The 26,238-nt window shown below is 66.6% G+C and carries 12 protein-coding genes and 1 tRNA gene; 5 read left to right on the forward strand and 8 right to left on the reverse strand.

All coding sequences use genetic code 11. The features are described from left to right. Positions 1 to 64: 64 nt before the first annotated feature. The 8 genes from prfA to IB229_RS19465 form a co-directional block, all read right to left on the reverse strand. Complete coding sequence (gene prfA / locus IB229_RS19430; protein WP_192331537.1) at positions 65 to 1,147, reverse strand: peptide chain release factor 1; 1,083 nt, start codon at positions 1,145 to 1,147, stop codon at positions 65 to 67. Next, entirely contained in the window at positions 1,144 to 2,412 is a 1,269-nt protein-coding gene (gene hemA, locus IB229_RS19435; RefSeq protein ID WP_192331538.1) for a glutamyl-tRNA reductase, read from the reverse strand. The genes prfA and hemA overlap by 4 nt, the downstream gene beginning before the upstream one ends. A 151-nt stretch (positions 2,413 to 2,563) precedes the next feature. Further along, complete coding sequence (locus IB229_RS19440) at positions 2,564 to 6,772, reverse strand: OmpA family protein (protein ID WP_192331539.1); 4,209 nt, start codon at positions 6,770 to 6,772, stop codon at positions 2,564 to 2,566. Beyond that, positions 6,769 to 13,179 (reverse strand): SdrD B-like domain-containing protein, encoded by a 6,411-nt coding sequence (locus IB229_RS19445; protein WP_192331540.1) that lies wholly within the window; start codon positions 13,177 to 13,179, stop codon positions 6,769 to 6,771. Before IB229_RS19445 ends, IB229_RS19440 begins: the two co-directional genes overlap by 4 nt. A gap of 491 nt (positions 13,180 to 13,670) precedes the next feature. Further along, positions 13,671 to 16,061, reverse strand: coding sequence for a TonB-dependent receptor (locus IB229_RS19450; RefSeq protein WP_192331631.1), 2,391 nt, complete (start codon positions 16,059 to 16,061; stop codon positions 13,671 to 13,673). Next, positions 16,054 to 18,465 (reverse strand): 7TM-DISM domain-containing protein, encoded by a 2,412-nt coding sequence (locus tag IB229_RS19455; protein ID WP_192331541.1) that lies wholly within the window; start codon positions 18,463 to 18,465, stop codon positions 16,054 to 16,056. The genes IB229_RS19450 and IB229_RS19455 overlap by 8 nt, the downstream gene beginning before the upstream one ends. Beyond that, on the reverse strand, positions 18,462 to 20,828 hold the full coding sequence (locus IB229_RS19460) for an ATP-binding protein (RefSeq protein ID WP_318652122.1): 2,367 nt from the start codon (positions 20,826 to 20,828) through the stop codon (positions 18,462 to 18,464). The genes IB229_RS19455 and IB229_RS19460 overlap by 4 nt, the downstream gene beginning before the upstream one ends. Further along, the gene (locus IB229_RS19465) at positions 20,825 to 21,613 is read right to left on the reverse strand and encodes a response regulator (protein WP_192331542.1); all 789 of its coding nucleotides are present in this window, start codon (positions 21,611 to 21,613) and stop codon (positions 20,825 to 20,827) included. Before IB229_RS19465 ends, IB229_RS19460 begins: the two co-directional genes overlap by 4 nt. Positions 21,614 to 21,817: 204 nt before the next feature. Between IB229_RS19465 and IB229_RS19470 the strand changes: the two genes are divergently transcribed. The 5 genes from IB229_RS19470 (at position 21,818) to IB229_RS19490 (ending at position 26,156) form a co-directional block, all read left to right on the forward strand. Then, complete coding sequence (locus tag IB229_RS19470; RefSeq protein WP_192331543.1) at positions 21,818 to 22,762, forward strand: LysR substrate-binding domain-containing protein; 945 nt, start codon at positions 21,818 to 21,820, stop codon at positions 22,760 to 22,762. A gap of 84 nt (positions 22,763 to 22,846) precedes the next feature. Continuing rightward, the gene (locus tag IB229_RS19475; protein WP_192331544.1) at positions 22,847 to 24,577 is read left to right on the forward strand and encodes a tetratricopeptide repeat protein; all 1,731 of its coding nucleotides are present in this window, start codon (positions 22,847 to 22,849) and stop codon (positions 24,575 to 24,577) included. A gap of 3 nt (positions 24,578 to 24,580) precedes the next feature. Beyond that, a complete protein-coding gene (gene lolB / locus IB229_RS19480; RefSeq protein ID WP_192331545.1) occupies positions 24,581 to 25,195 on the forward strand; it encodes a lipoprotein insertase outer membrane protein LolB in 615 nt (204 codons plus the stop codon). 9 nt (positions 25,196 to 25,204) lie between these two features. Continuing rightward, entirely contained in the window at positions 25,205 to 26,056 is an 852-nt protein-coding gene (gene ispE, locus IB229_RS19485) for a 4-(cytidine 5'-diphospho)-2-C-methyl-D-erythritol kinase (RefSeq protein ID WP_192331546.1), read from the forward strand. Positions 26,057 to 26,081: 25 nt separating this feature from the next. After that, positions 26,082 to 26,156, forward strand: a tRNA-Gln gene (locus tag IB229_RS19490). Positions 26,157 to 26,238: the final 82 nt, after the last annotated feature.

Genomic DNA, 26,238 nt, shown 5'->3' on the forward strand with positions numbered 1-26,238 from the left:
AGCGCGTCATCCACCCTACGCGCGATGCTCTGCGCCTCCTCTCCCTCCGGGAGTGGGGTGTAAATCAATCGCCCAGGGCGGCCAGCTGGTCGGCCTGGAATTCCTGCAGCAGCGGTTCGATCACCGCCTCCACACCGCCGGAGAGCACGTCGTCCAGGCAGTACAGGGTCAGGTTGATGCGGTGATCGGTGACCCGCCCCTGGGGGAAGTTGTAGGTGCGGATGCGCTCGGAACGGTCGCCGGAGCCGACCAGCAGCTTGCGCGTGTCGGAGATTTCCTTGTGCGCGGCGGCGTCCTGCTGGTCCTGCAGCTTGGCCGCCAGCCAGGCCAGGGCGCGGGCGCGGTTCTTGTGCTGCGAACGCTCTTCCTGGCACTCGACGACCATGCCGGTCGGCAGGTGGGTGATGCGCACGGCCGAGTCGGTCTTGTTGATGTGCTGGCCGCCGGCGCCGGAAGCGCGGTAAGTGTCCACGCGCAGGTCGGCCGGGTTGATCTCGATGGCCTGCTGCTCATCCGGCTCGGGCAACACCGCCACGGTGCAGGCCGAGGTATGGATGCGGCCCTGGGATTCGGTTTCCGGCACGCGCTGCACGCGGTGGGCGCCGGACTCGAACTTGAGCTTGGCGTAGACATTGTCGCCCTCGACACGGGCGATCACTTCTTTATAGCCGCCGTGCTCGCCCTCGTTCTCGGAGAGCACCTCGACGCGCCAGCCCTGGCGCTCGGCGTAGCGCGAGTACATGCGGAACAGGTCGCCGGAGAAGATCGCCGCCTCGTCGCCACCGGTGCCGGCGCGGATTTCGAGGAACACGTTGTGGCCGTCTTTCGGGTCCTTGGGCAGCAGCATGCGCTGCAGGCGGTTTTCCAGTTCAACCAGTTGCTCGCGGGCGCTGGCGGCTTCTTCCTCAGCCATCTCGCGCAGGTCAGGGTCGCTGTCCTTGAGCAGCGCCTGGGCGCCTTCGAGGTCGGCCTGGGCCTTGCGGAATTCGCGATAGGTGGCGATCACCGGCTCGACTTCGGCGTACTCCTTGGAATAGGCGCGGAACTGGGTCTGGTTGCTGATTACCTCGCCATCGCCGAGCAGCGCGGTGAGCTCCTCGTAGCGGTCCTGGAGGATGTCCAGCTTGTTCAACAGTGAGGCTTTCATTGCTTCGACTCGCCCTCATCGAGGGCAAAAAGTTCCTGGGCCACGGCGAGCGCATCGAAGCGGCCGTCGGCGGAGATTTTCTTCAGTTGCACGCTCGGCGCATGCAGCAGCTTGTTGGTCAGGCCGCGGGCCAGCTGGGCCAGCACGTCTTCGGCAGCGCTGCCGTTGGCGAGCATGCGCTGGGCACGGGCCAGTTCCTCGTCACGCAGGCGCTCGGCCTGCTGGCGGTAGGCCTTGAGCACATCCACCGCGGCCAGCTCGCGCAGGCGCACCATGAAATCGCCGGCACCGGCGCTGACCAGCTCCTCGGCGGCCTGGGCGGCACCCTGGCGGCTCTTGAGGTTTTCTTCGATGACCTCGTGCAGGTCGTCGACGGTGTACAGGTAGACGTCATCCAGCTCGCCGACTTCCGGCTCGATGTCGCGCGGCACGGCAATGTCGACCATGAAGATCGGCTTGTGCTTGCGCTGCTTCAGCGCGCGCTCGACCGCGCCCTTGCCGAGGATCGGCAACTGGCTGGCGGTGGAGCTGATGACGATGTCGCTGTTGGCCAGCTCCTGCGGGATGTCGGCCAGCAGCACCGCGTGCGCACCGAACTGCTCGGCCAGCTGACTGGCGCGCTCCAGGGTGCGGTTGGCGACGACGATGCGTTTGATGCCCTGGTCGTGCAGGTGACGGGCGACCAGGCTGATGGTCTCCCCGGCGCCGATCAGCAGCGCCTGGCTGCGGTGCAGGTCGGCGAAGATCTGCTTGGCCAGGCTCACCGCGGCAAAGGCCACGGACACCGGGTTCTCGCCGATGGCGGTGTCGGTGCGCACGGTCTTGGCGGTGCTGAAGGTGGCCTGGAACAGGCGGCCGAGCAGCGGGCCGACGGTGCCGGCCTCGCGCGCCACGGCGTAGGCGGACTTCATCTGGCCGAGGATCTGCGGTTCGCCGAGCACCATCGAGTCCAGGCCCGAGGCCACGCGCATCATGTGACGCACGGCGGAATCGTCCTGGTGGATGTAGGCGCAGGCGCGCAGGTCGTCGACACTCAGGTGGTGATAGTCGGCCAGCCACTGCAACACGTCGTCGGCGGCCAGCTGGTCCTGCTCCAGGTACAGCTCGCTGCGGTTGCAGGTGGAGAGGATCGCCGCTTCCCGGCTCGGCGTGTGCCGACACAGCAGCTGCAGGGCCTCGACCAGTTGCTCGGGGGTAAACGCCACGCGCTCGCGCACGTCCACCGAGGCGGTCTTGTGGTTGATGCCGAGAGCGAGAAAAGCCATGCAGGGTCGCTACAGGAAACGGGAGGCGCGCAATTGTCCTACTTCATCCGGTGCGGGACAACCACCCCACCGTGTATTGACTCGATAGTCAGTCGCCAGGGCGCCCGTCCGCCACCCGCCAGAGCCTGTCGCCTGGCGGGTGGACGCACCGTCAGTACTTGCCGACGGCGTTGAAGAACCAGCCCTGGCTGCGGTACGACAGGTCGGTCAGGTCATCGCTGAAGTCGCTGAAGTTGTAGCCGACGCCCGCCTTGAAGTGGTTGCCGAAGTGCCGATACACGCCCACCAGGGCGCCGGTGCGGCTGTCCTTGGCGGCGAACTCGTCACGTCGGCGCACTTCCGCCATCAGGTCCCACTTCTTCACCACGTGCCAGTCCACACGCGCGGCGATCAACTGACCACGGCTGTCGAACCAGTCGGCCGAGGTGTCGCGGCTCATGCGCAGTTCGCTGAGGCGATAGGCGTACTTGCCGCCGACGCTCCAGCGCTCGTTGAGGTCGTAGATGCCGTCGATGGCGAAGACGTGGCTGCGCTGGGCGTAGTCGACCGTGCTGCCGGTGGCCGTGGACACCTGATCCGGTGGCGGCAGGTCCGCCAGGTAGGTGTACTTGGTCAGCAGGTTGAGCTTGTCGTTGAACACCGGGCGGTAGGCATAGCCGAGCGACGCCTCGACGAAGTCGCCGTCGAAGTAGTCGCCGCGGTCGGAATCGCCCACCGAGAAGTCCAGCTTGCCGATGAAACGCCAGTCCGGGTTGACCTTGTAGCTGATGTTGTTACGCATCAGCCACACGCTCAGGTCCTGCACGTCGCTGCTGTCCTCGCGGTACTCCAGGCGGCTGGCGTAGCGCAGGTCGCCATTGCTGTAGCCGACCTTGCCGCCGATGGCGCGGCGTTTCAGTGCGTAGTCGGTGTCTTCGTTGAAGGTGCCGAACTCGGTGGTGACGCCGTAGCTCCAGTGGTCATCCGGGGCGAAGTCGAGGCCGTAGCCCTGGATCAGCCCGGCCTGGTCGCCGTGCTGCACGCGCTGCTCGGCGTACACGCTGGTGCTGTCGGTCCAGCGCGAACGGGCGCCGGAGACGAACTGCCCGGTGCGGCCGCTGCCCTCCAGACCGCTGCGGCTGGCGAAGCCGTCGTCGCTGCGGTCGCTGTCCAGCTGGTAGTTGAGGTAGACGTTGGTGCGGTCCGAGGCGTCGTAGCCGACCCCGGCCTTGGCGCCCACGCCGAGGTTGCCGCCGGACAGTTCACCGTTCAGCGAGGTGCGCTCGTTGAGCCGGTAGTCGCCACCGACGCCCAGGCGGTTGTTGGCCTGGCGCCCGCCGTCACGGCTGACGGTGCCCTGGCCGAAGCCGTACACCGACCAGTCTTCCTCGGCGTGGTAGAGCGCCTGGACCAGTGCATCGCTGCGCTCGCCCTCGTCGTAGCTGCCGCTGTCGTAACCGGCGTAGGTGCCGGTGTAGAGGTTGCGGTACGAGCTGCCGTAGGTCTGCCGGTCATTGCGCAGGCCGGCGGACAGGCGCCAGGCGTCGCTCAGGTCGTAGGCGACAATACCTTCGGCGGCGCGGCGCGAGCGCCCGCCGTCTTCCTCGGTCTGGTCGGCCTTCAGGGTGATTTCGGTCTTCTCGCTAAGCGGCGCGGTGTAGCTACCGCCGACCTGGTCGCTGGCCAACTCGGACAGGCGCCCTGGCGCGGAGAAACCGGCATCGCGGCTTTCGTAATAGAAGGTGCCGCGGCCATCGGCATCGTCGACCACGTCCTTGAGGTCGAAGGCAGTCTCGATGCGGTTGGCACGGGCGCGCGAATCGGTGCCGGCGACTTCCTGGCCGAAGCCGAAACCGCCGTCGTAGGAGAAGCGCTGGTCGAGGCTGTCGCCTTCGCTCTGCGCCGACTCCAGTTTCAGCCAGGTGCCTTCGCTGTGGCGCAGCAGCAGGTCGCCGCCGCCCAGGGTCTGGTCTTCGCGGCCGGTCTGTTCCTGCATGCTGCCAGTCACGCCGACGCGCACCTTGTCGTTGACCCAGTAGGCCGCGCGGCCGCCGTAGGCCAGGTCGTCGAGCTGATCCAGACCCGGCGAGTATTCATAGCCGACGACGAGGAACGCCGGGTTGCCGGACAGGCTGCCGCCGGAGCGGATCAGCGTGCTGCCATCAGCGGTGGCCGACAGCGGCTGGGTCAGGATCACCCGGCCTTGCAACGCGTTGACCTCGTAGTCGATGCCGGCGACCAGGTCCTGACTGTGCAGCACCAGCCCGGAATCCTTGTCGCGCACCTCGATGCGCACGCGCTCGCTGCCTTCGGTGACGTCCTGGTGGCGCAGGTAGTAGAGGGAACCACCGGTACCACGGAAATCCTCGCGGGCCGAGGCGGTGCCCGGCTCGGCGGCGAAGCCTTCGACCTGCAGGCGGCGCTCGCCGAACGCGGTGAAGGCGTCATCGCGGTAGCGCACCTGGGCACCATAGAGGCTGCGGTCGATCTGGGTCAGCTCGGTCTCGCGGATCTGCTCGCGGAAGTTGCCCCACATGGCGTGGGACTTCTCGTCCTCGACCTTGACGTAGAACTTGCCGCGGGTCGGCGCGTCCTCGACCAGGGTCGAATCGTCGCCGAAGGTCGCCCAGCCCTTGTCCGAGTCGGAACTCATGCGCCGCAGGAACTCGCGCGGGTCCTTGTCGTTGAAGTTGCTGAACAGGCTGTCGGCCGGTGCCTCGCCGGTGTCGACGCTGCCGGTGATGGTGTATTTGTCGTCCACCTTGCCCTTGGTATAGAACGCCAGGCGGCCGTCGGCATACAGCTTGTCGTCGTAGTAGCGGTCTTCCTGGGTGACCAGGCGCGCCGGGCCACTGGTGTCCTGCTGGCCGACGGTGAAGTCGGCAATGGCCACGGTGAACCAGTCGTTCTGCGGCAGGCGCAGGTCGCGGCGGTAGATGCGCCCCTTGCCTTCGTCGTCGAGCACCGCCACTTCGACGGTGTGCAGGCCACGCGGGATGATCTGCGCACTGGCGAAAGTGCCACTGCCGTCCACCGGCACCGGGCGCCCCATGACGAACACGTGCTGGCCGTCCTTCACCTGCTTGCCGTTGATGGTCACCGTGCCGCCAGCCACTGGAATGGTGTGGCGCTGCAGGCGGTTGCCACCGTAGCCGGCGAGCAGGTCGGCGGCGATGTCCTCATCCGACTCTTTCGCCAGTTCACCACGGGCGACGTTGAGCAGCTGCACGCTGGTCTCGTCGTAACGGCCTGCGGCGTCGTACACGCGCAACTGGTAGTGCACGCGCTCGGGCGTGCCGGCAGGCGGCGTCCAGCTGCCGTTGAGCTGTGGGTCGAGGGCGATGGTTTCCAGCACCTGCGGCTCGCCGAACAGACGACGCTTGCCGATGATGCGCACCTCGGCACGCTCGATCCAGTGCAGGTAGTTGCTGTAACCGCTGAAGGCCAGCGGTTCACCGATGCGCGCCACGCGGGCACCGGACACCAGGTTCAGGCGCGGCTGCGCCGAGAGGTTGTCGAAACGCACCTGCAGCAGGTCGTGGGCCAGGGCGACGTCGACACAGCGCTGGGTATCGGCGCTGCCGGCCGTACCATCCGTGCCCTGCGGCTGGCCATCGACACTGATGCGAAACGGCGCCACGCCCTCCTCGGCCACGCTGCCCGGCGCGCAGGCCTGTGGTTTGGCCGGGGTGCTGACCACGGCTTCGTCGTACCAGATTTCCACTTCCACACGGCGGTTCAGCGCCCAGGCTTCGGGGCTGTCACCCTGCAGCAGCGGCTCGCGCGGCCCGCGGCTGTCGAGCTGGATCTGCTCGGCCTTGAGGTTCAGGCGCTGGCGGAAGATCTCGCCCACTTCCTTGGCGCGTTGCAGACCCAACCCCTGGTTGTCGTTGTAGATGGCCTGGCTGCGCTGCGACAGGTGCTGCGGATCGGTATGGCCGATCAGGCGCAGGCGCAGGTTGCGCTTGCCTTGCAGGCGCGCCATGAGCGTGTCCAGGGCATCGCTGTCGCGCTCGGGCACTGCCGAGCGGCCTGAGGCAAAGCGCACCACCGGCAGGCCATCGCGCAGCACCACCGAGCTGACCTGCTCGTCGCCCACGGCGACCAGTTGCTCGCGCTCACCAAGGGCGCCATCGAGCTGCCAGAGAATCAGCTTCTCGCGCGGCAGTTCACGCTCGGCGTTGGCCGGCAATGCCGGCAGCCCAGCGGCAGTGAAGGGCCGGCGCTGCAGCAGCGACTCGTCCTCCATCGCCCCACGCGGCCCTTGCAGGCCACAGCCCTTGCCAACTTCACACTGCTCGGCGGCGATCGACACGGCGACGGCCAGCGGGTTCAGGGTCAGTGCGGCAATACCGCACACCAACAGGTTACGCATGCTCATCGGATCACCTCCACGCTATCAGTCGCCGGTACGATTTCTTCCTCCAGTTGCAGGTCGTAACAGCAGTCGTGGGGCTCCCAATGCTCCTTGATCCAGTCCTTCACATAGGTCACGCGTTTGCGCGCGTCGCTTACCTCACCCTCCACCGGCATGCGGTAGGCGATGCGCAGGATCGACGGTTCGGCGTACAGCAGCGTGAGCACCTCATCGAGACGCGTGGCGTACTCGGTGGTCAGCTTGTTGTCCTGGCCAAAGGCATCGCTGCCCAGGTCCAGACGCACCACGCGGTGGATACTCGCGCCGAAGTTGGCCTTGACCAGGCGACCCTGGGTCATGCGCACCACGCGCGGGTTCTCGGTGATCACGCGGTAGCCGCTCGGCAGCGTGCGCTCGTCGACCTTGAGGATGAAGTTGCTGCCACGCATCTCGCTGGGCACGTCGGCGCAGGCAATGTGGTAGCGGCCGTACTCGTCGGTGGTCACCAGCCAGCCCTTCGGCGTGGCCAGGCGCACGCCGGGAATGCCGGGCTCGCCTTCGTCCTGGTAGCCGTTGCGGTTCTGGTCATCGAAGACCTTGCCGATCAGGTCGGAACAATCGAACGTCGGGTCGGCGACCACCCGCACACTGGCGGTGGCGACGTTGGACACGCGGGAATTGGCGATCAGGTTCAGCGCCCAGGCCTGGTTGACGTACTCGTTGAAGCCAACCCCGGAGCCCACCACCAGCAGCAGCTTGATGGTCACCACCTGGCCACCGCTGAGGGTGCGGTCCGGCCAGCGCAGGCGCCGCCCTTCGACCTGTGGCTCCATCGGCACGCCGTCGATCTGCGCGGAGTTCTTGATGTACTTGAAGCCCGGCGGGATCTGGTCCTCGATGGCGATGTTGGCCAGCGTGCTGGACAGGGTGTTACGCGCGGTCAGCACGTAAGGCACCAGCTCGCCGCGGGTCACGTTGACCTTCGCCGTGTTCTTGGTCATGACGATGGCGCCGCCAAGGATCGGGTCGAGCGGGATGTGGTTGTTGATCACATCGTCCGAGGCCGGATTCATGTTGAAGCTCAGGTAGTACTGGGTGCTGCCGCTGCCGGCCGGCAGGCCGCCGGAGATTGCCGGACATGCCGCCGGGTCATGCAGCGCGGAGGCCGTACCCGGCGCGGTTGCCTGGTTCTGCACCAGTGCCGGCGCACCGCTGCTGCCGACACTGAGGGTCGCCTGGCAGGCGGGGATCAACGACGAGACATCCGGCAGGTAGCCCGCCGGTGGCGTTACTTCCAGGCCGTAGTTGCCCGCGGGCGCAGCCAGAGTCAGGAAGAACTGGTAGAACCCGTCATTCCCGGTGCTCTGCACGGCACCCGCCGTGCCACCGACCAGGTGCAGCGCCGGATCGAAGCCGGGCGGCCCGACCAGGCGCACCACCGCACCGCCAACCGGCTCGCGGGTGACCGCGTCATACACCACGCCGGACGGGTCGACCGGCAGGTTCTGCTCGACGATGTTCGCGCCGCCGGTGACGGTCAGGTTGATGACCCGCGCACCACTGTCCACGGTGCCGTTGACGGCGCCGTTCGGGTCCTGGGCCACCGGTGTACCGTAGAGCGCGCGGCTCACCGGGTGCGAGAACGACAGGCTGTAGTTGCCGGGCAGCAGGTTGAAGCTGTAGCTGCCGTTAGCGCCGGTGGTGGCGGTGGCCATCAACTGCCCCGCGCTGTTGCGCGCTTCGACCAGCCAGCCTTCGAGGCCACGCTCGCTGGCGTTCTGTTGCTGGTCGCGGCTGGCCGACTCGAACCACACCTTGCCCGATACCTGGGCGCTGGTCGCGACACCGTCATGCTCGCCGAACAGATAGCCCGACACGTCGGCCCCGTTGATGCTGACGCCGCTGATCACATCGCTACCCGGACCGCCTGGCGTGCCACCACCGGTGCCGGCCGTGTCCTTGCCATCCTGATGGGCCGCCGGTTGCGTCTCGGTCACCTGGTAAGTGCCGTTGGGCAGGCCGTCGAAGCGGTAACTGCCGTCCGCGCCCGTCACGGTGGTACAGGCAGACAGCGGCAACACCGTACCGCACACCTGCACGCCATCAGGCGTGGTGCCGGTCAGGGTGATGGTCACGCCTGGAATGCCCTGCTCGTCCGGGTCACGCAGGCCGTCATCGTTGCCGTCGAGGTACACCAGGCCGGAAAGGCTCGATCCGGTCTCGGCGAAGTCATAACCGGTGCCCACGTCATCGGCGTCAACCTGGATGCCACTGATGCTGTCGCTGCCAAGCGGGCTGTCGTTGGCCGTGCCACCGAGCGTGCCGGCACTTTCGCGGCCATCGCGGAAGGCGTTCAGTGGCGAGCTGGTGTTGGCCTGCTGGGTCAGGGTGTAGCCGCTGGCATCGCTGGCCGGCACTTCGACGCGGTAGGCGCCCGAAGCGTCGGTCAGCACCGAGCAACTGGGCAGCACGCTGCAGACATCCAAGCCGTTCGCGGTGGTCCCGGACAGGCTGATGGAAACGCCCTGAATGCCCTCCTCACCAGGTTCGCAGATGCCGTTGTCGTTGCGGTCGACGCAGACCCGACCCGACAGGCTGGCGATCACCAGTTCGCCAAACAGATAGCCGGTAGCCGCGGTGTCCCGACCGAGCGCGATCACGTTGATCAGGTCGGTGGAGCTGACAGTGGCGTCCTGCGCGTGGGTGCCGCCGGCCGTGCCAGGGCTGTCCAGACCGTCGAAGTAACCGGTTGGCAACGGCTGGGTCAGGACGTAGCCATTGGCGTCGGCCGCGTTCAGATAGCCCAGCGCATCGCGCTGGCTGCCGCCGTTCTGGTTATCGAAGAGGAAGCTGCCGTCGGCGGCGGTATTCACGCTGAGGTCGACGTCGTTGCCGTAGGCATCCGAACCGCTCAACTGCACCGGGGTGTTGGCAATGCCCAGCTCGCCGGTGTCCTGAATACCGTTGTTGTTGCGGTCGACGTAGACCACCCCGGCGATGCTCGAGCGGATCACGCTGGCCGTGCCGCAGGCACTGACGTTGTTGCCCGACACCGGGTCGACCTGGTTGGTGGTCGCGGTCGCGCAGGTCTGCCGGCTACCGCCGCTCGGGTAACTGACGAAGCGTACCGGTGCCGTGACCACGGCCACCGCATCGTCGCTGACCCGGCCGAAATCGCAGCTCAGCGCCTGCCCGCTGACGCTGCAGGTACCGCTGGTGCCATCGACCGCGTTGCTCCAGGTCACCGGTGAGCCGCTGATGAAGGCCATGTCGGCATGCAGGGTGCTGCTCAGGTCGGTCTGACCGGAAGCGCCCGGGCCATTGTTGGTGACGTTGAACACCCAGTTGAACGGCTCCAGCACCTCCACCGGGCCCTGGTCGGGCACCGCGATGGCGATGTCCGAACGCACGCGGATGGTGGTGCTTTCCTCGCTGACGTCGTCGTCGAGGTTGGTGTCCTGCTCGTTGACGCGCACGGTCGCCTGGGTCTCGACCACGTAGCCGGCCTCGTCCGGAATGGTCAGCGCACGGAAGCGCAGATGACGGCTGATGGAGCCGCCTGCCGCGAGCTGGGCATCCGCTCCGGTGAAGTCGCAGCTGATCGTCAGATCACCACCGGTCACGGTGCTACCCACCTGGTCGCAGGTCAGGTTGGCGCCATCGACGCCGATGAAACGCAGGGTCTTGCCGGCCGGCGTGCGCATCCGGTAGGTGAAGCCCAGGCCGGTCGCCCGCGACGGTCCCTGGTTGTTGACTCGGACCAGGTAGCGGATGTCGTTGTCGGCGTTGTCGCCGCCATTGGCCGGGTCGAAGCCCAGCGGGTCCGGACCGGCCGGATCCTCGTCGTTGGTGACGATCAGCACGTTGAGCTGGGCGTTGTTGACGTTCAGGGTGGCGCTGGCGAAGTTGCCCAGGGCACCACGGGTCACGCTGGCATCCGTGCCGATATCGTTGATCGCGCCAGCCACCACCTCAGGCGTGCTGGTGCTGTAGATGCGTGCCTGGTTCTGCAGCGCAACCGAGCCTTCATTGCCGGTCTGCCAGTTCGGCCGGACCACCACACTGACCGTGCGCTGCTGCCCGCTGTCGAGGCTGAAGCCGCTGCAGGTCAGGCTGTGCCGGCCGGCGCTGGTGTAGGAGGTGCCCGCCACCAGGCCACTGCAACTGCCACCACCCGTGCCGGTCAGGTTCGCCGAAACGAAGGTGAAGCCGGGATCACCGGACGCCAGGACGAAGTCATCCTTCACCACCACGTTGCTCGACGCGTCCGGGCCCTCGTTGCGGAAGGTCACCACGTAGGTCGCCGCCACGCCGGCCTGGACCGGGTTGGGCGTGACCGTCTTGCTGACCATCTGCAGGTCGGCGATGGGGTCGATGCGCAGGTTGACCGAGGCCACGTTGTCGGCCGGGGTCGGATCGCCCTGGGTTGTCGAATAGACGCTGGCCTCGTTGACCCAGGCCGTGCCGGCACGCAGCGGCCGGGCGATACCGATGGTGATGGTCGCCGTGTCATCTTGCTTCAGCACGGTACCGCTCTGCTGGGTGCAGGTCAGGGTGCGACCGCTGCGGGCACAGGCGAACACCGCATCGGAGCCGTTGGTGCTGCTGGCGCTGACGCTTGCCGGAATGGTCACACCGCTGCCGGTGACCAGGAAGTCCGGCAGGTTGTCGGTGATCACCAGGTCCGAGGCGTCTACCGGATTGCCATCCCTGTCGCCCTTGTTGGTCACCACCAGGGTGTAGGTGCGGTTGGTCTGGGCATTGCTCAGGATCGGGTCGTCGACCGATTTGCTGATCGCCAGGTCCGGCGAGTTGGTGCCGGCGGTCGCCGTGACCTCGGCCGAAATGATGTTGTTGCGGTTCGGGTTCCAGTTGCCGTCGTGGTAGATCTGCGCCTGGTTGACGAGCTGTCCGCTCTGCTCGGCGCGGGTACGGATGGTGAACTGGCTGTTGCCGCCCATCGGCAGCGCGGCGTTGTTGGTGCAGGCCACCGACGTGCGGCCCGCACTTGGCACGCCCGGCTGTGCCGAACAGCTCCAGGGGCCGCTCACACCCAGGTAGCTTTCCTGTGCATCGTTGAGCACGTCGGTCAGGGTGATGCTGCCGGCTGCCGCCGCGTAAGGGCCCTGGGCGTTGGTGATGGTGAAGGTGCTGGTGATCTCGCTGCCAACGGCCACCGGGCTCGGCGCCTTGACCTTGGTGAAGGCCAGGTCGACCGCGTTGGACGGCGTCACCAGCACGTTCTGCCGCGCGCTGTTGTTCGTCGGGCGCGGATCATCCGGGCCGCCCGCGCGACCGGTGACGGTTGCCCGGCTGTCGTTGGTGCCGTTGTACTGGGTCGGCGCCGTGTCATTCGGCGCGGTGGCGGTGACGCTGATGGTTTCTACGCGGCCACTGGTGTAACTGCCGCTGTAGGGGCAGGTCAGCAGCTGACCCGCCCAGCTGCAGGTACCCCAGCCACTGCCCGACGGCGTTGGCACTCCGTTCGGGGTGAAGCCTGGCGGCAGCTGGAAGACGACGTCGAGCCCGGTGTTGGCCGCGCTGGGACCGTTGTTGGTCGCGGTCAGGGTGTAGCTGACCGTGCCACCGGGCGTGACCTGGGCCGAGCCAACCGCCACACCGACCTGCAGGTCGGCACCGGGGGTGACCGTCACGGACGCCGTCGAGGTGTTGTTGGCTGGCACCGGGTCGGCGGTGGCCGAGCTGATGCTGCCGCTGAGCGTGACGCTGCCGCTGGTCACCGAGCTGGCCAGGCGCGAGACGATGGACAACTGCGGGTAGGCGGCACTGACCGCCAGCGAGCCACTGCGATTGCAGGTGACGACCTGCCCCGCCGCCGAGCAGCTCCAGCCGGAGCCGGAGGCGGACTGATAGCTCAGGGTGTTGGGCAGCGTGGTGACGAAGGTCTGGCCGTTGGCCGGGTTCGGCCCGGTGTTGCTGCCGTTGACCAGCCAAGTGATGTCGCTGCCGCCGGGCACGCTGGCCTGCGAGGAACTGATGGCGGCCGACAGGTTGGCGCCATTGTCGATGGTCGCGCTGCAGGAGCGGGTGTTGTTGGCCGGGATCGGATCGTTGTCACCCGATCCGGCGGTGAACAGCGCCTGACTGCTGATGCTGGCACCGGTTGCCGCGGTGGTACGCAACTGCAGCGACACCGAGCCCTTGGCACTGCCCGTCAGGGTCGGGAAGGTACAGACCACGGCGCCAGGGCTGGCACCGTCATGCACGCAACCGGACGAGGCGGACCCGGCCACATACTCGGTCGTGGCCGGTAGCGGAATGCGGATGCTCGACCCGGTCGCCGGCGCCGATGAGCCATTTTCGTAGTTGAGGGTGAAGGCCACCTCGCCGCCACGCGCCGCCGGGTTGGGCGCAGAAAGGCACTGGGTCAGGCTCAGGTCGACACTGGCAGCCTGGGCGCCTCCCGACACTAGCCAAAGACCTGCTACCAGCCACACCGGCCGTAGCGCTCGGTGAATCGACCATGACGACATGCACTTCCCCTTGCATCAGTGCCAAGAGGCCTGCCGGTCGCATCAGTCCATTCACCGCTTTTGCCTGTCCCGTCTGCTGGGCAGGCTTGCGCAGCTTCGCCCTGCTGCAAGCACGACGAAGTCCGATATGTGTTCAGGGCTGAAGCGAAGAGAGCGGGCAAACCTGCGGCTTTAAATAAAGGCCGCCAGTTTCGTCACGGGGGCGCTGCCAACAAGGTCCGCAGCAGGGAAAGTCGATGGCGCAAAATGGTGCCATTTGCCGCTCAGGCAAAGGCCGCCAGCGTCACTGCTCATCGGGATGCGCCAGTGAGCACCCGGCGTAAAAGGCCCTGGCGCTGCTGAGCAAACCCGCCCGGCCTTTGCCACAGCGGGCGAGCTGCCGGGCAAGACCGCTGCGGCATCGGCACAAACCGACGAACGACCGGGAACTACCAGCGCGTTCGCACAGTCATGCCGACGCTGCGCGGGTCGCCGGTCAGCACGCCGTAGTCGCCGGCACCGAGCTGGGCGTACACCGCCGTGATGTACTCCGTGTCGAACAGGTTGCGCGCCCACAGCTCGGTTTCCCATTGCCGATCGCTGCGACGCAGCCCCAAGCGCAGGTTGGTCAGGCCATAGGACGGCTGGTAACTGCCGGCGCCGCCTTCGAGCGTGCCGTAGTAGCCGCTGCGAACGCTGTAATCGAGCACGCTGAACAGCTCCAGCCCCTGCTCCAGCGGGTAGCGCTGTTCGATGCCGGCACTGGCGTTCCACTCCGGCGCGTTGAACAGACGCTTGCCGCTCAGGTCGCACGACCACTGCGCGCTTTCCGGCGAGCAGGGCGCATTGGCAAAGTCGCGGTAGCGGGCATCGCTCCAGGCGACCCCCAGGCGCAGGTCGATGCGCTCGCTGGCGCGTAGCAGGCCATCGAGTTCGATGCCGCGCAGGCGCACCTTGCCGACATTGATCAGGTTGTCGCGGATCGGCGGCGCGAATTCGTCGACTGGCGCGCGATTGGTCAGCGCCTGGTAGTCATCGACATCGGCCTGGTACACGGCCAGGTCGAGTGTGGCGCGCTCGTCCCACAAGCTGCTTTTCAGGCCGACCTCGAGCGACGTCACCCGCTCGGCGCCGAAGGTCGGTTCGACATTCGGCCCGACCACGTCGAGATTGATGCCCCCGGCCTTGTAGCCGCGCGACCAGCTGGCGTAGCCGAGCAGGTCGTCGCGGAACTGGTAGCTGAGCGCCAGCTGCCCGGACAGGTTGCTCTCCTCGATCGCATCGCGCCGGTAGTACTCGCCGCCCAGGGCCGTGCTGCGCAGCAGGTTGCCCGCGATCTGCGAGACCAGGTCCGGGCCGAGCGGCGCCAGCCCCGACACACTGCGCGACAGCCAGCCCTGCTTGCGTTCACGGGTGTAGCGCAGCCCCGGCGTGATCGCCAGGCGCTCGCTGGCGTGCCAGGTGATCTGGCCGAACAGCGCGCGGCTGTCGGTGCGCTGCTCGCCATCGAAGGCCTGCTGCGCGCCCTGCAATAACGAGGCGGGAATCATCGCCGGGGTGATGCCGAGCAGGTCGACTTCCGGGCGGTCGCCGAGGAAGAACGCCGCCGCATCCTTGCCAAAGCGCACGCCGAGTTCGCGATTGAGCGTCTGTCGCAGGTAATAGGCCCCGACCACGTAGTCGATGTGCTCGTTGGGCGAGTCGGCCAGGCGCAGCTCCTGGCTGAACTGATGCTGGTTGAGCTGCACCGCGACGTTCTCGGCGATCGACAGCGCCGTGCCATCGCCATCCTGGTCGGCGTCGTAGCGCCAGTCGCGGTAGCCGCTGATGCTGGTCAGCGTGGCGCCGTTGTCCAGCAACCGGTTCAGCTCCAGGGTGGCACCGGTCTGCAGCGTCTTCACCGTGTTCGGTTCGTCCTGCTGCACGCGACGGGCATAGGGGTCGATGGGCAGTTGGCGGTAACCGACGAACGCGGCGCGCTTGATGGTCGAGGCGCTGTAGTTGCTGGCGGCGAAGCTGTTGGTCTGCTCGTCCTGCCAGGCGTACTCGCCGATCAGGCGCGCACTGAACACCTCGCTCGGCGTCCACAGCAACTGCCCGCGCAGGCCCTGGCGGTTCTGCTCGCGCAGCTCGCTGCCGTCGTACACGTTGTCGATCAGGCCATCGCGCTCGACGTCGTAGGCGGTCAGGCGTCCGGCCAGCACACCGTCGACCAGCGGCCCGGAAAACGTGCCGCGGTACTGGCGCAACCCCGCCTCGCCCATCGACACCTCAGCGCTGCCTTCCGGCGCGAAGGTCGGCGCACGGCTGCTGACATTGATGGCGCCGGCCGTGGTGTTCTTGCCGTACAGGGTGCCCTGCGGGCCGCGCAGCACCTCGACCCGTTGCACATCGACCAGATCACCCAGCGACATGCCCTGGCGCCCCAGGTACACGCCGTCGAGAAACACCCCGACGCTGCCATCGATGCCGTCGTTGTACGAACTCGAACCGAGCCCGCGGATGCCATAGCTGGTGTAGCGCGCATTGGGCACCGACACCAGCAGGCTCGGCACGCGCTGCTGCAGGTCTTCGCTGCGCAACAGGCCGGCGTCGTTCAGCTGCTCGCCATCGAGCACGTTCATCGCGATGGGGACGGCCTGCGCGCGCTCCTCGCGGTGACGCGCACTCACGGTCACCTCGTCGAGCACCAGGGCGGGTGCGGCGTGGCCGGCGAGCGGTTCGCCAGGGTGCTCGGTGTGACCGGGAGCGGCAGGTGGGGCGGCATGGGCCGGGGTCAGGCAGGACAGGCATAGGAAGCAGAGCAAATATCCACCGCGCAACGCGGCGGACTCAATCATCCAGAACACGGGAAACCTCTTGGTGCGGACCGCTACCCGCCGGGTAGGCAGGACCGGGAGCCAGCTGCTCGATAGTCGCGAGCAACGCGGTGACATCGCACGGCTTGAGCAGGACGGCATCGAAATTCAGATCGGCCGGATAGGCCGGTGGCCGCCGCGGCGGCGCGGAAGAATAAAGCAGCACGGGCAGCCTCGGCCAGCGCTCACGCACAGCCGTCAGCACGGCCCAGCCATCCATGCCCGGCATCCGCTGGTCACTGATCAGCAGGTCGCAGGCGGTGTGCTGCAGCAGCGCCAGCACGTCTTCACCCCGTGTGGCAGCCGTGACATCGAAGCCGTAGCCGCCGAGCAGATCGCTCAGCCATTCGCGGTTCTGCTCGATGTCGTCCACCAGCACGATATGCCGACCGGCACCGCTGACCCAGGCGCCGCGGCTCTCGGCAAACGACAGGTCGAGGTCCTCTTCACCGGCGCAGGCGAACACGGCCTCGAAACTGAAACAGCTACCACGGGGCAGCACCTCATCCAGCACCAGGGCGCTGTCCATCTGCTGCAGCAGTTCACCGACGATGGACAACCCCAGGCCACTGCCGGCATAGCGTTCGGCTTCGCGCCCCCGCCAGAACGGTTGCAGCAGCTGCCTGCGCTCGTCGGCGGGAATGCCGATGCCGCTGTCGCTGACGCTGAAGCGCAGCCGCACCGCCTCATCGTCAGCGGCCAGGCACTGCACCTCGAACAGTACCTGGCCGTCGCGGGTGAACTTGGCGGCGTTCGCCAGCAGGTTGATCAGCACCTGGCGCAAGCGGCGGAAGTCGGCCTGCACCAGGGTCGGCAACGTGCTATCGAGACGGCACTCGAAGGTGTTGTTCTGCTGGGCCGCGAGAAAGCCACCCTCTTCTTCTATTTCCCGCAGAAAGCCATAGAGGTAGCCGGGTGCCAGGATGATCTCGAGCTGGTGCAGCTCGCTGCGCGAGAACTCCAGCAACTCGTCGATCAGCTCCAGTTGCTGGCGGGCATTGCGTTCGATCTTGCGCGGGTAGTCCTGTACCGGCTCGGGCGGCAGCAGGCGCGCGTAGTTGACGATGCTCACCAGGGGCGAACGCAGGTCATGGCTGATCCGCGCCATCAGCAGGCTGCGCGCCTGCAGGGAGTCGCGCAGCTGCCGGGTGCGCATCGCCACCGTGCTTTCCAGGCGCTCATGCTCGGCCTTCTGCTGGTTATCGAGATCGGCGAGGGCGCGCCGCTCCCGCGAGCGCACGCGCTCCACCTCCATCACCAGCGTGCAGGCCAGCAACAGCAGGCCCGGCAGGGTCGAGGCCAGGCTCAGGTTGTCATCCGCGGCCTGCCAGGGCACGCCGGCCACGGCCAGCAGACGAAACACGCCCTGCAGCATGAGCAGGCCACAGACCAGGTAGACCAGCCAGCTGTAGGCGAGCCGCAGGCGCCAGCCGACCAGCAGGGCCGCGGGTATCAGCACATAGGCGCAACGCCGCACCCCATCCTGCAAGACGCGCCCCGTCACGTTGTCGACCAGCATCCACAGGTAGCAGGCGAGCACCGCGAGCATGAACAGGTTGAAGGCCTGCCCCCAGGCGGGCGGCAACTGCCGAACCTGCAGCAGCACGCGGATGTAGACGATGAACAACAGGTACTGCACCAGCCCCAGCAGCCACAACAGTTCGCGCGTCCAGGGCAGCAGTGCAGAGGCGTAGACCAGATAACCGTTGACGATGCTGACCAGCAGGGCGTACCCCAGTACCGACAGCGCATGGGCGACCAGCAGGCGCGAGCGCAACAGCCAGCCGACGACGAAGGCGAACGGCACCATCAGCAGGGTGATACCCAGCGTCATGCCATCGACCAGGGCACTGTCCTGGCGGTGATCGAGCAGCCCCGACTCTGACCACAGGCGCGGCTCGATGATGATCATCGAGGTGCTGGCCACGCGTATCAGTACCGTCAGCTCCTGCGCCGCCGGCAGCTCCAGGGGGAAGGTCGGCTGCCGGGCCCGCACAGGCCACTCGCTCAGGGGATGGGCGCTGCCGGCTCGCATGCGCTGCCAGGCCTCGCCCTGGTGCAGGTACACCTGGACATCGGTCAGGCGCGGGTCGCCCACGGTCAGCCAGCGCTCGCATTCGTCGTCGACATCGCCCTGCAAGCTCAGGCGCAACCAGAACGCGGAATCGCTGTAGCGCCGCACCCGCTGCTCACGGGTAGCCGGCCCGAACGCGTCAGCGGACAATGCCAGCACCTGGTCGGCGCTCAGCGTGCCTGCGGGGTCTTCGAGGAACAGCGCCTGGTCGGCCAGTTCGAGCCGCTGCACCTGGCAAATCGAGGCCGCCGTCGCGCCGCCTGCCAGCGCCATTCCCAGCCACAGGATCAGCCCCGGCAGCCAGCGCTTCACGGCAGCGGAACCAGCAGTTGGGCGACCCGCTCCAGCAGTTCGCCGCTGTCCGCCGGTTTGAGCAGGGCGTCGTCGAACGCCAGTACCGGCGACACCTTCGCCGGGCGCAAGGGTGGCGCGGCGGAGTACAGCAGCACCGGCAGCTGCGCCCCGCGCTCACGCACCTGCTGCAGCAGCCACCAGCCATCACGCACGGGCATCATCTGGTCGGTGATCAGCAGGTCCACCGGGTGCTGCGCCAGCAGCGCCAGGGCCTGCTCGCCGTTCGCCGCGGTCAGCACGTCGAAGCCGTAGCCGCCCAGCAGATCGCTCAGCCCTTCGAGGTTCTGTGCGATGTCGTCGACCAGCAGGATGCAGCGCCCGTCGCCGTGAATCGAGGCGCCCATGCCTTCCACCACCACGTCCAGCTCTTCTTCGCTGGCCAGCGCCAGCTGCAGCTGGAAGCTGAACTGGCAACCGCGCGCCGCCGGGCTCGACGTCAACTGCAGCTCGCCGCCCATCTGCTGCAGCAACTGGCTGACGATCGACAGGCCCAGGCCGGTGCCCTCGACATTGCCGGCATTGCGCCCGCGACTGAACGGCTGCAGCAGACGCTCGCCCTCGTCCGGGTGGATGCCGATGCCGCTATCGCTGACGCGAAAGAGCAGGCTCACGCGGCTTGCATCGCCAGCGACCCGCTGCACCGCCAGCTCGATCTGCCCGTCGCGGGTGAACTTCGCCGCGTTGCTCAGCAGGTTGATCAGGATGCGGCGCAGGCGGCTGAAGTCGGCCTGTACCAGTGGTGGCAGGTCGGCGGCGAAATCACAGATGAACCGGTTGTGCTGCCGCTGGGCGAGGAAGCGTCCCTCGTCCTCGATCTCGTGCAGGAAGCCATACAGGTAGCCGGGCGCCAGCACCTGCTCCTGCTGTTGCAGCTCACTGCGCGAGAACTCCAGCAGTTCGTCGATCATCTCCATCTGCCGGCGGGCGTTGCGCTCGATACGCTGCGGATAGTCCTGCTGGGTTTCCTCGCGCAGCAGGCGGGCGTAATCGATGATGCCGGCCAGTGGCGAGCGCAGGTCGTGGGTGATCCGCGCCAGCAGCGAGCTGCGCGCACGCAGGGATTCGCGCAGCTGCTCGGTGCGCCGCTCCACGGTGCTTTCCAGACGTTCGTGCTCGGCGCGCTGCTGCGCATCCAGCTCGGCCAGGGCCCGCCGCTCACCCTGGCGGCTGCGGTTGAATTCCATGATCAGGGTACAGACCAGCAGGAACACGCCCGGAAGGCTGGAGACCATGCTCAGTGGGTCTTCACCGAAATGCCAGGGCGCATTCTTGTCACCCAGCACATGCCGACTCAGCCCTTGAGCCACGAACATGGCAGCCAGTAGCCAGGCCAGCCAATTGGGTTTCAATCCCTTGTACCAGGCGAGCAGACAGGCCATCGGGACCAGGAAATAGGTCAGCCAGCGTGTTTCGTTGAACAGCATCCGCGTCTGGATATAGTCACCGACCAAGCCCCATAGCAGCATCCCTCCCATCGTCGCAGTGAACAGCGCCCACACCAGCCGCCACCCCAGCCCGAGCAGGTACAGCCTGAACAGCACGTACACGTAAAACGTGAACAGCAGCGTGGCCAGACAGGAAAGTACGCTCACGACCTCCTGAACCCAGGGCAGCAATACCGGCAGATAGAGCAAATACCCGGTAGCCGCACAGACCAGCAGCAGATAGGCGAAGATGGCCAGTGCGTGCACCAGCAAAAGACGCGAACGCAGCATGAACGCGAGGACCAGGCTGAAGGGCACGATCAACAGGCCGATGCCCAGGCATAACCCATCCAGCAGGGCACTGCGCTGGCTGGCATGGAGTTGCTGTACCTCCGTCCACAATCTGGGCTTTACCACCATCACGCTGTCGCTGACGATGCGAACGACCACCAGCGCCTCCTCCCCCGACTCCAGGGACAGGGCGAACAATGGCTGCCGAGCCAGAATGGCCCAGCCTGGCAGCGGATAGCGGCTGCCAGCATGCATCTCACTCCATTCGCCATTGCGCCGCACGTTCACTTGCACGCTATCGAGTAGCGGCTCCCCCACCGACAACCAGCGCGAGCAGGGACGGTCACTGTCATTGCGCAAGGTGAACCGTAGCCAGAATGCGGAAGCCACATAGTCACCGTTCGGCCAGGCATCTGCCGGCTGGAAGCGCTCATCCGCAAGAGCGGCGACCTCGATGGCAGTCATCTCACCGCTCGGATCCTCCAGCCCCTGGGCGGCTATTTCCAAGTCACCCTGCGTCGAGGCACAAAGCATCGGCGCAGCCAGCGCCTGGGTCATCAGCAGCGCTAGCAGCATGCCGGTGGCCAGCTGCACGATCCTCTTCACGTGCCGACTGACTCGCCCTGCGCCTGCTGGCGGTACTGGCTGGGTGTCAGCCCCTGGCGCTCACGGAACGCTGTGGTGAAGTTGCAGGCGCTGCGAAAACCGACGAGTTCGGCGATGTCCTGCACGCTCAGCTGGCTGTCCGCGAGCAACTCCTGGCCCTTGCGCAAGCGCACTTCGCGCGCATAGGCGAACACCGTGGTGCCCAGGTGCTCGCGGAAGATGCCCGACAGGCGCTTGTCATGCGTTCCGACCTTGCGCGCGATCTCCGTCAGGGGCGGCAGCTCGCCGAGGTTCTGCGCGATGAAACGCATCGCCGCACGCAGCATGACCTGATCGGTATCCTGCGTGGACGGCGCAGCCTCGACCGGTGCGACCACCTCGTCGCGCCAGGCCAGCTGCAGGTGGATGCGAATGCGCGCGAGCACCTCTTCGGCAGCGAACGGCTTGAGCACGTAATCCACACCGCCCAGGCTAAGGCCTTCAAGGCGCTCTTCGACGGTACCGGCCGAAGACAGGAAGATCACCGGCGTGCGCCGGGTCGCCGGCGCTTCACGGAGCAGGCGACACAGCGTGAAGCCGTCCATGCCCGGCATGCGCACATCGAGCACGATCAGATCCGGACGCAGGGCCAGGGCACGCTGATAGCCCTGGCGCGGGTCGCTGGCGAGCGTGAGTCGCCAGGGTTGCCCGCGCAGACTGACCAGCAGCGAGCGAATGTCCTCGGGGGAGTCGTCAATTACCAGAATATGCGGCACATGCTCTGCCGCCCTGCCCTCGTCCAGCATTGTTGCACCGCCTCTATTTCATGTAGCCATTGCCAACTGCAACGCGATATCGCGCCTGGATCCGGCCAAACAAAGCCGCGGTCCGCCCAAGCAAAGGCCCCAAACAAAACGGGGGCATAAGATAACGCAAAGGTCAGGGCGGCAGACACCTGCGTCCGTTGCGCCCACAGCAACACAGCATTCCACCAGATGGGACAGTGAGCGATGATCCAGGCCAACTTGCTGAGCGATCTGTACTGGTTCACCCGCGTGGTCGAGGCGGGCAGCTTTTCCGCTGCGGCAGAGAACACCGGCATTGGCAAATCCAGCCTCAGCCGCCGCATCATGCAGCTGGAGCAGCGCCTGGATGTGCAGCTGCTCAATCGCAGCACGCGCCAGTTCACCATGACCACCGTTGGCGAGCAGATCTACCGCCATGCGCTGGACATGCTTGCCGCCGCCGAAGCGGCGACCCTCAGCGCCCAGGAAACCCTCGGCAGCCCGAGCGGCCTGGTACGCCTGGCTGCGCCCGGCATCCTCGCGGACTGGCTGCTCGAGCAATTGAGCGGGTTTCGCGAACATTATCCCAAGGTGAGCTTTGCGCTCACCCGGGCAGACGCCCTGCTGGAGCTGCGCGCCCAACGCCTGGACCTGTCCCTGAGCCTCGGCGACACCCCGAGAGACAGCGGCGAAATCGTCGCCCGCCCCCTGGCCACGCTGGATAACGTGATCGTCGGCAATCGCGCCCTGCTGGATCGCCTGCACCACCCGCGCGATCTCGTCGCCGTCGAGGATGCGAACCTGCTCGCCCAGGGCTCGCCCCATGCCCTGCAACCCTGGCGCCTGGCAGGCCGGCAACGCACCCTGCTTTCGCCCGCGCTGAGCGCCGACACCCTGCTGTCACTGCGGGATGCCGCGCTCGCCGGCGTCGGCCTGGCCTGCCTGCCTCTCGCCGCCTGCGTCGACCAGCTGCGCAGCGGCGCCCTGCTCAGGGCCTGCCCCGATGAGCACCCGGACGCCACCACGCTGTATGCGCTGACGCCGTCCTACCGGGGCATCACCCACACCACACGCAACCTGCTGCAGTTCCTCCGCGAGCGCCTGGCCGCCGAGCCGCGCCAAGGCATTGAACCGGCGGCGGCCGGGCATGGTCACAACGGCGAGAAGTAGCCGAGCGATCACGCCAGCCCCGTTGGGCTTGCCAGACTGCTTGTGTCATGATGCCCGGACCGCAGGTTAGTCGCATTTTCCCCCATGAATAGATCCTTAGCGTTGCTGACCGCCCTGGCGTTTCTCGGCGGCTGTCAGACCCTGGCCCCCTCTGCTCCCGATGGCACGCCACCGGTAGAGGAAACGGCTGCCACGCCGGCACCGAAAGCGCCGCAGACGTACGCTTCGTTCAGCGAAGAAACCCTCTATTCCCTGCTCGCCGCCGAACTGGCCGGCCAGCGCAACCGCTTCGACATCGCCCTGGGCAACTACGTCCAGCAGGCCAATGCGACCCAGGATGCAGGCGTCGCCGAGCGCGCCTTTCGCATCGCCGAATACCTCGGTGCCGACCAAGCCGCCCTCGACAGCGCGCTGATCTGGGCCAAGAACGCCCCCGAGACCCTCGACGCGCAACGTGCCGCCGCCGTGCAACTGGCTCGCGCCGGGCGCTACGACGAAGCCATGCAGTACATGGAGAAGGTGCTGCAGGGCCAGGGCGACACGCATTTCGACTTCCTCGCCCTGTCCGCCGCGGAAACCGACCCGGACACCCGCGCCGGCCTGCTGCAGAGCTTCGATCGCCTGCTGCAGAAGTACCCGGAGAACGGCCAGCTGCTGTTCGGCAAGGCGCTGCTGCTGCATCAGGACAACCGTGCCGGCGAAGCCCTGGAATTGCTCGAAAGCCACGACTCCAGCGCTAGCGAAGTGCCGCCCCTGCTGCTGCGCGCACGCTTGCTGCAAGGCGAGCAGCGTGGCGAGGAAGCACTGCCGTTGCTGAAGGAAGGCATCAAGCTGCACCCCGACGACAAGCGTCTGCGCCTGGCCTACGCACGCCAGCTGGTCGAGCTGCAGCGCATGGACGAGGCCAAGTCCGAGTTCGCCGGCCTGGTCCAGCAATTCCCCGATGACGACGACCTGCGTTTCTCCCTCGCCCTGGTCTGCCTCGAGGCCGAGGCCTGGGACGAAGCCATCCTCTACCTCGACGAACTGGTCGCCCGCGGCGCCCATGTCGATGCTGCGCACTTCAACCTGGGTCGCGCCTATGAGGAACGCAACGAGCCGGAGAGCGCGCTGATCGAATACGGCCTGGTCGGCCCGGGCAGTGACTACCTCGCGGCGCAGATGCGCCAGAGTGAAATCCTCCTCGACGCCAACCGCGCCGACGAAGCCGCTGCGCGTCTGAACAAGGCCCGCGAAAGCCAACCCGACTACGCCATCCAGCTGTACCTGATCGAAGCCGAATCGCTGGCCAACCGGCAGCGCACCGAGGAGTCCTGGCAGCGCATCCAGCAAGGTCTGGAGCAGTTCCCGGACGACACCAACCTGCTCTACACCCGCGCCATGCTCGCCGAGAAACGTGGCGACCTGCCGGGCCTGGAGCGCGACCTGCGCAGTATCCTCGAACGCGAGCCGGACAACGCCACCGTCCTCAACGCCCTCGGCTACACCCTGGCCGACCGCACTACGCGCTACGACGAGGCCAGACAACTGATCGCCAAGGCGTACGCATTGAACCCGGACGACCCCGCCACCCTCGACAGCATGGGCTGGGTCAACTATCGCCTGGGCAACCTCGAAGAGGCCGAACGCTACCTGCGCCTGGCCCTGGAAAAATTCCCCGACCACGAAGTCGCCGCCCACCTCGGCGAAGTGCTCTGGGCCCAGGGCAAGCAGAAGGAAGCCCGCAAGGTCTGGGCCGCCGCCTTCAAGGACGAGCCCGACAGCCCCATTCTGCGTGGCACCCTGCTGCGCCTCACCGGTTCCGAGACACTCTGATCGATGCTTCGCCAACTCGCCGTCATCTGCCTTGTATCCCTGCTCGCCGGCTGCGCCGGCCTCACCAGCCGTGAAGCCATCGAAGGCCAGGGCAATGCGCAACAGTGGAAAGCCCACAAGGCGCAGATCGCCGGCCTCGATGCCTGGCAAATCACGGGCAAGGTGGGCATCCGCGCGCCACGCGATTCGGGCAGCGGCACGCTGTTCTGGCTGCAGCGCCAGGATTATTACGACATTCGCCTGTCCGGCCCGCTCGGTCGCGGCGCCGCGCGCCTGACCGGCCGCCCCGGCAACGTGGTGCTGGAAGTGGCCAACCAGGGCCGCTACGAAGCCGAGTCACCGGAAGCCCTGCTGGAAGAACAGCTCGGCTGGCGCCTGCCGGTGTCGCACCTGTTCTGGTGGGTGCGTGGCCTGCCTGCACCGGACAGCAAGAGCAAGGTGACACTGGACGGCGCCAGCCAGCTCGCACGCCTGGAGCAGGACGGCTGGGACGTGGAGTTCCTCGCCTATGCCGAACAGAACGGCTACAGCCTGCCGCAGCGCATCAAGCTGCACGGCGAAAACCTCGACGTGACCCTGGTGGTCAAGGACTGGCAACCGCGCCAGCTCGGCCAGTAAGAGTCCGCCATGCACGACGCGCAACTGATCCTGCCGGCACCGGCCAAGCTCAACCTGATGCTGCACATCCTCGGCCGCCGCGCCGACGGCTATCACGAGCTGCAGACCCTGTTCCAGTTTCTCGACCACGGTGACCAGCTCGGCTTCCGCGCGCGCAGCGATGGACAGATTCGCCTGCACAGCGAGATCGCCGGCGTCCCCCACGACGACAACCTGATCGTGCGCGCCGCGCGCCGCCTGCAGAGTGAAAGCAGCTGCACCCAGGGCGCGGATATCTGGCTGGAAAAGCGCCTGCCCATGGGCGGCGGAATCGGCGGCGGCAGCTCGGATGCGGCCACCACCCTGCTTGGCCTCAATCACCTTTGGCGACTCCAACGCGACGAAGAAAGCCTTGCCGCACTAGGACTGGCCCTGGGTGCGGATGTGCCGGTGTTCGTCCGCGGACGCGCCGCATTCGCCGAAGGCGTGGGCGAAAAGCTCGTCGCGGTGGATATCGAGGAACCCTGGTACCTCGTCGTCGCACCGCAAGTATCTGTCAGCACAGCAGAAATTTTCTCCGACCCGGAGTTGACACGAAATACCCCGGCTATTACAGTGCGCACCGTTCTCGCACAGGGCGGTCGTAATGACTGTCAGTCGGTGGTCGAGAAGCGTTACCCGGAAGTACGTAACGCTTTGATCTTGCTAAACAATTTTGTTTCGGCTAGATTAACCGGCACTGGTGGTTGTGTGTTTGGGTCCTTCCCAAGCAAAGTCGAAGCTGATAAAGTCGCGGCCCAACTTCCAGCCTCCCTGCCAGGGTTTGTGGCCAAAGGTAGTAACGTTTCGATGTTGCACCGCACGCTGCAAAACCTGATCTGAGAAGCGGATGTAGTGTCATCCTTTTAGGGGCGTCGCCAAGCGGTAAGGCAGCAGGTTTTGATCCTGCCATGCGTTGGTTCGAATCCAGCCGCCCCTGCCATATTCCATGAAGCTGTTCAAAGTCGCTGCCAAGGTAGCCATTTTGAACAGCTTTTTAATTCATCAGGTCCACCCTCAGCCGG

Source organism: Pseudomonas sp. PDM14 (assembly GCF_014851905.1).
GTDB lineage: Bacteria > Pseudomonadota > Gammaproteobacteria > Pseudomonadales > Pseudomonadaceae > Aquipseudomonas.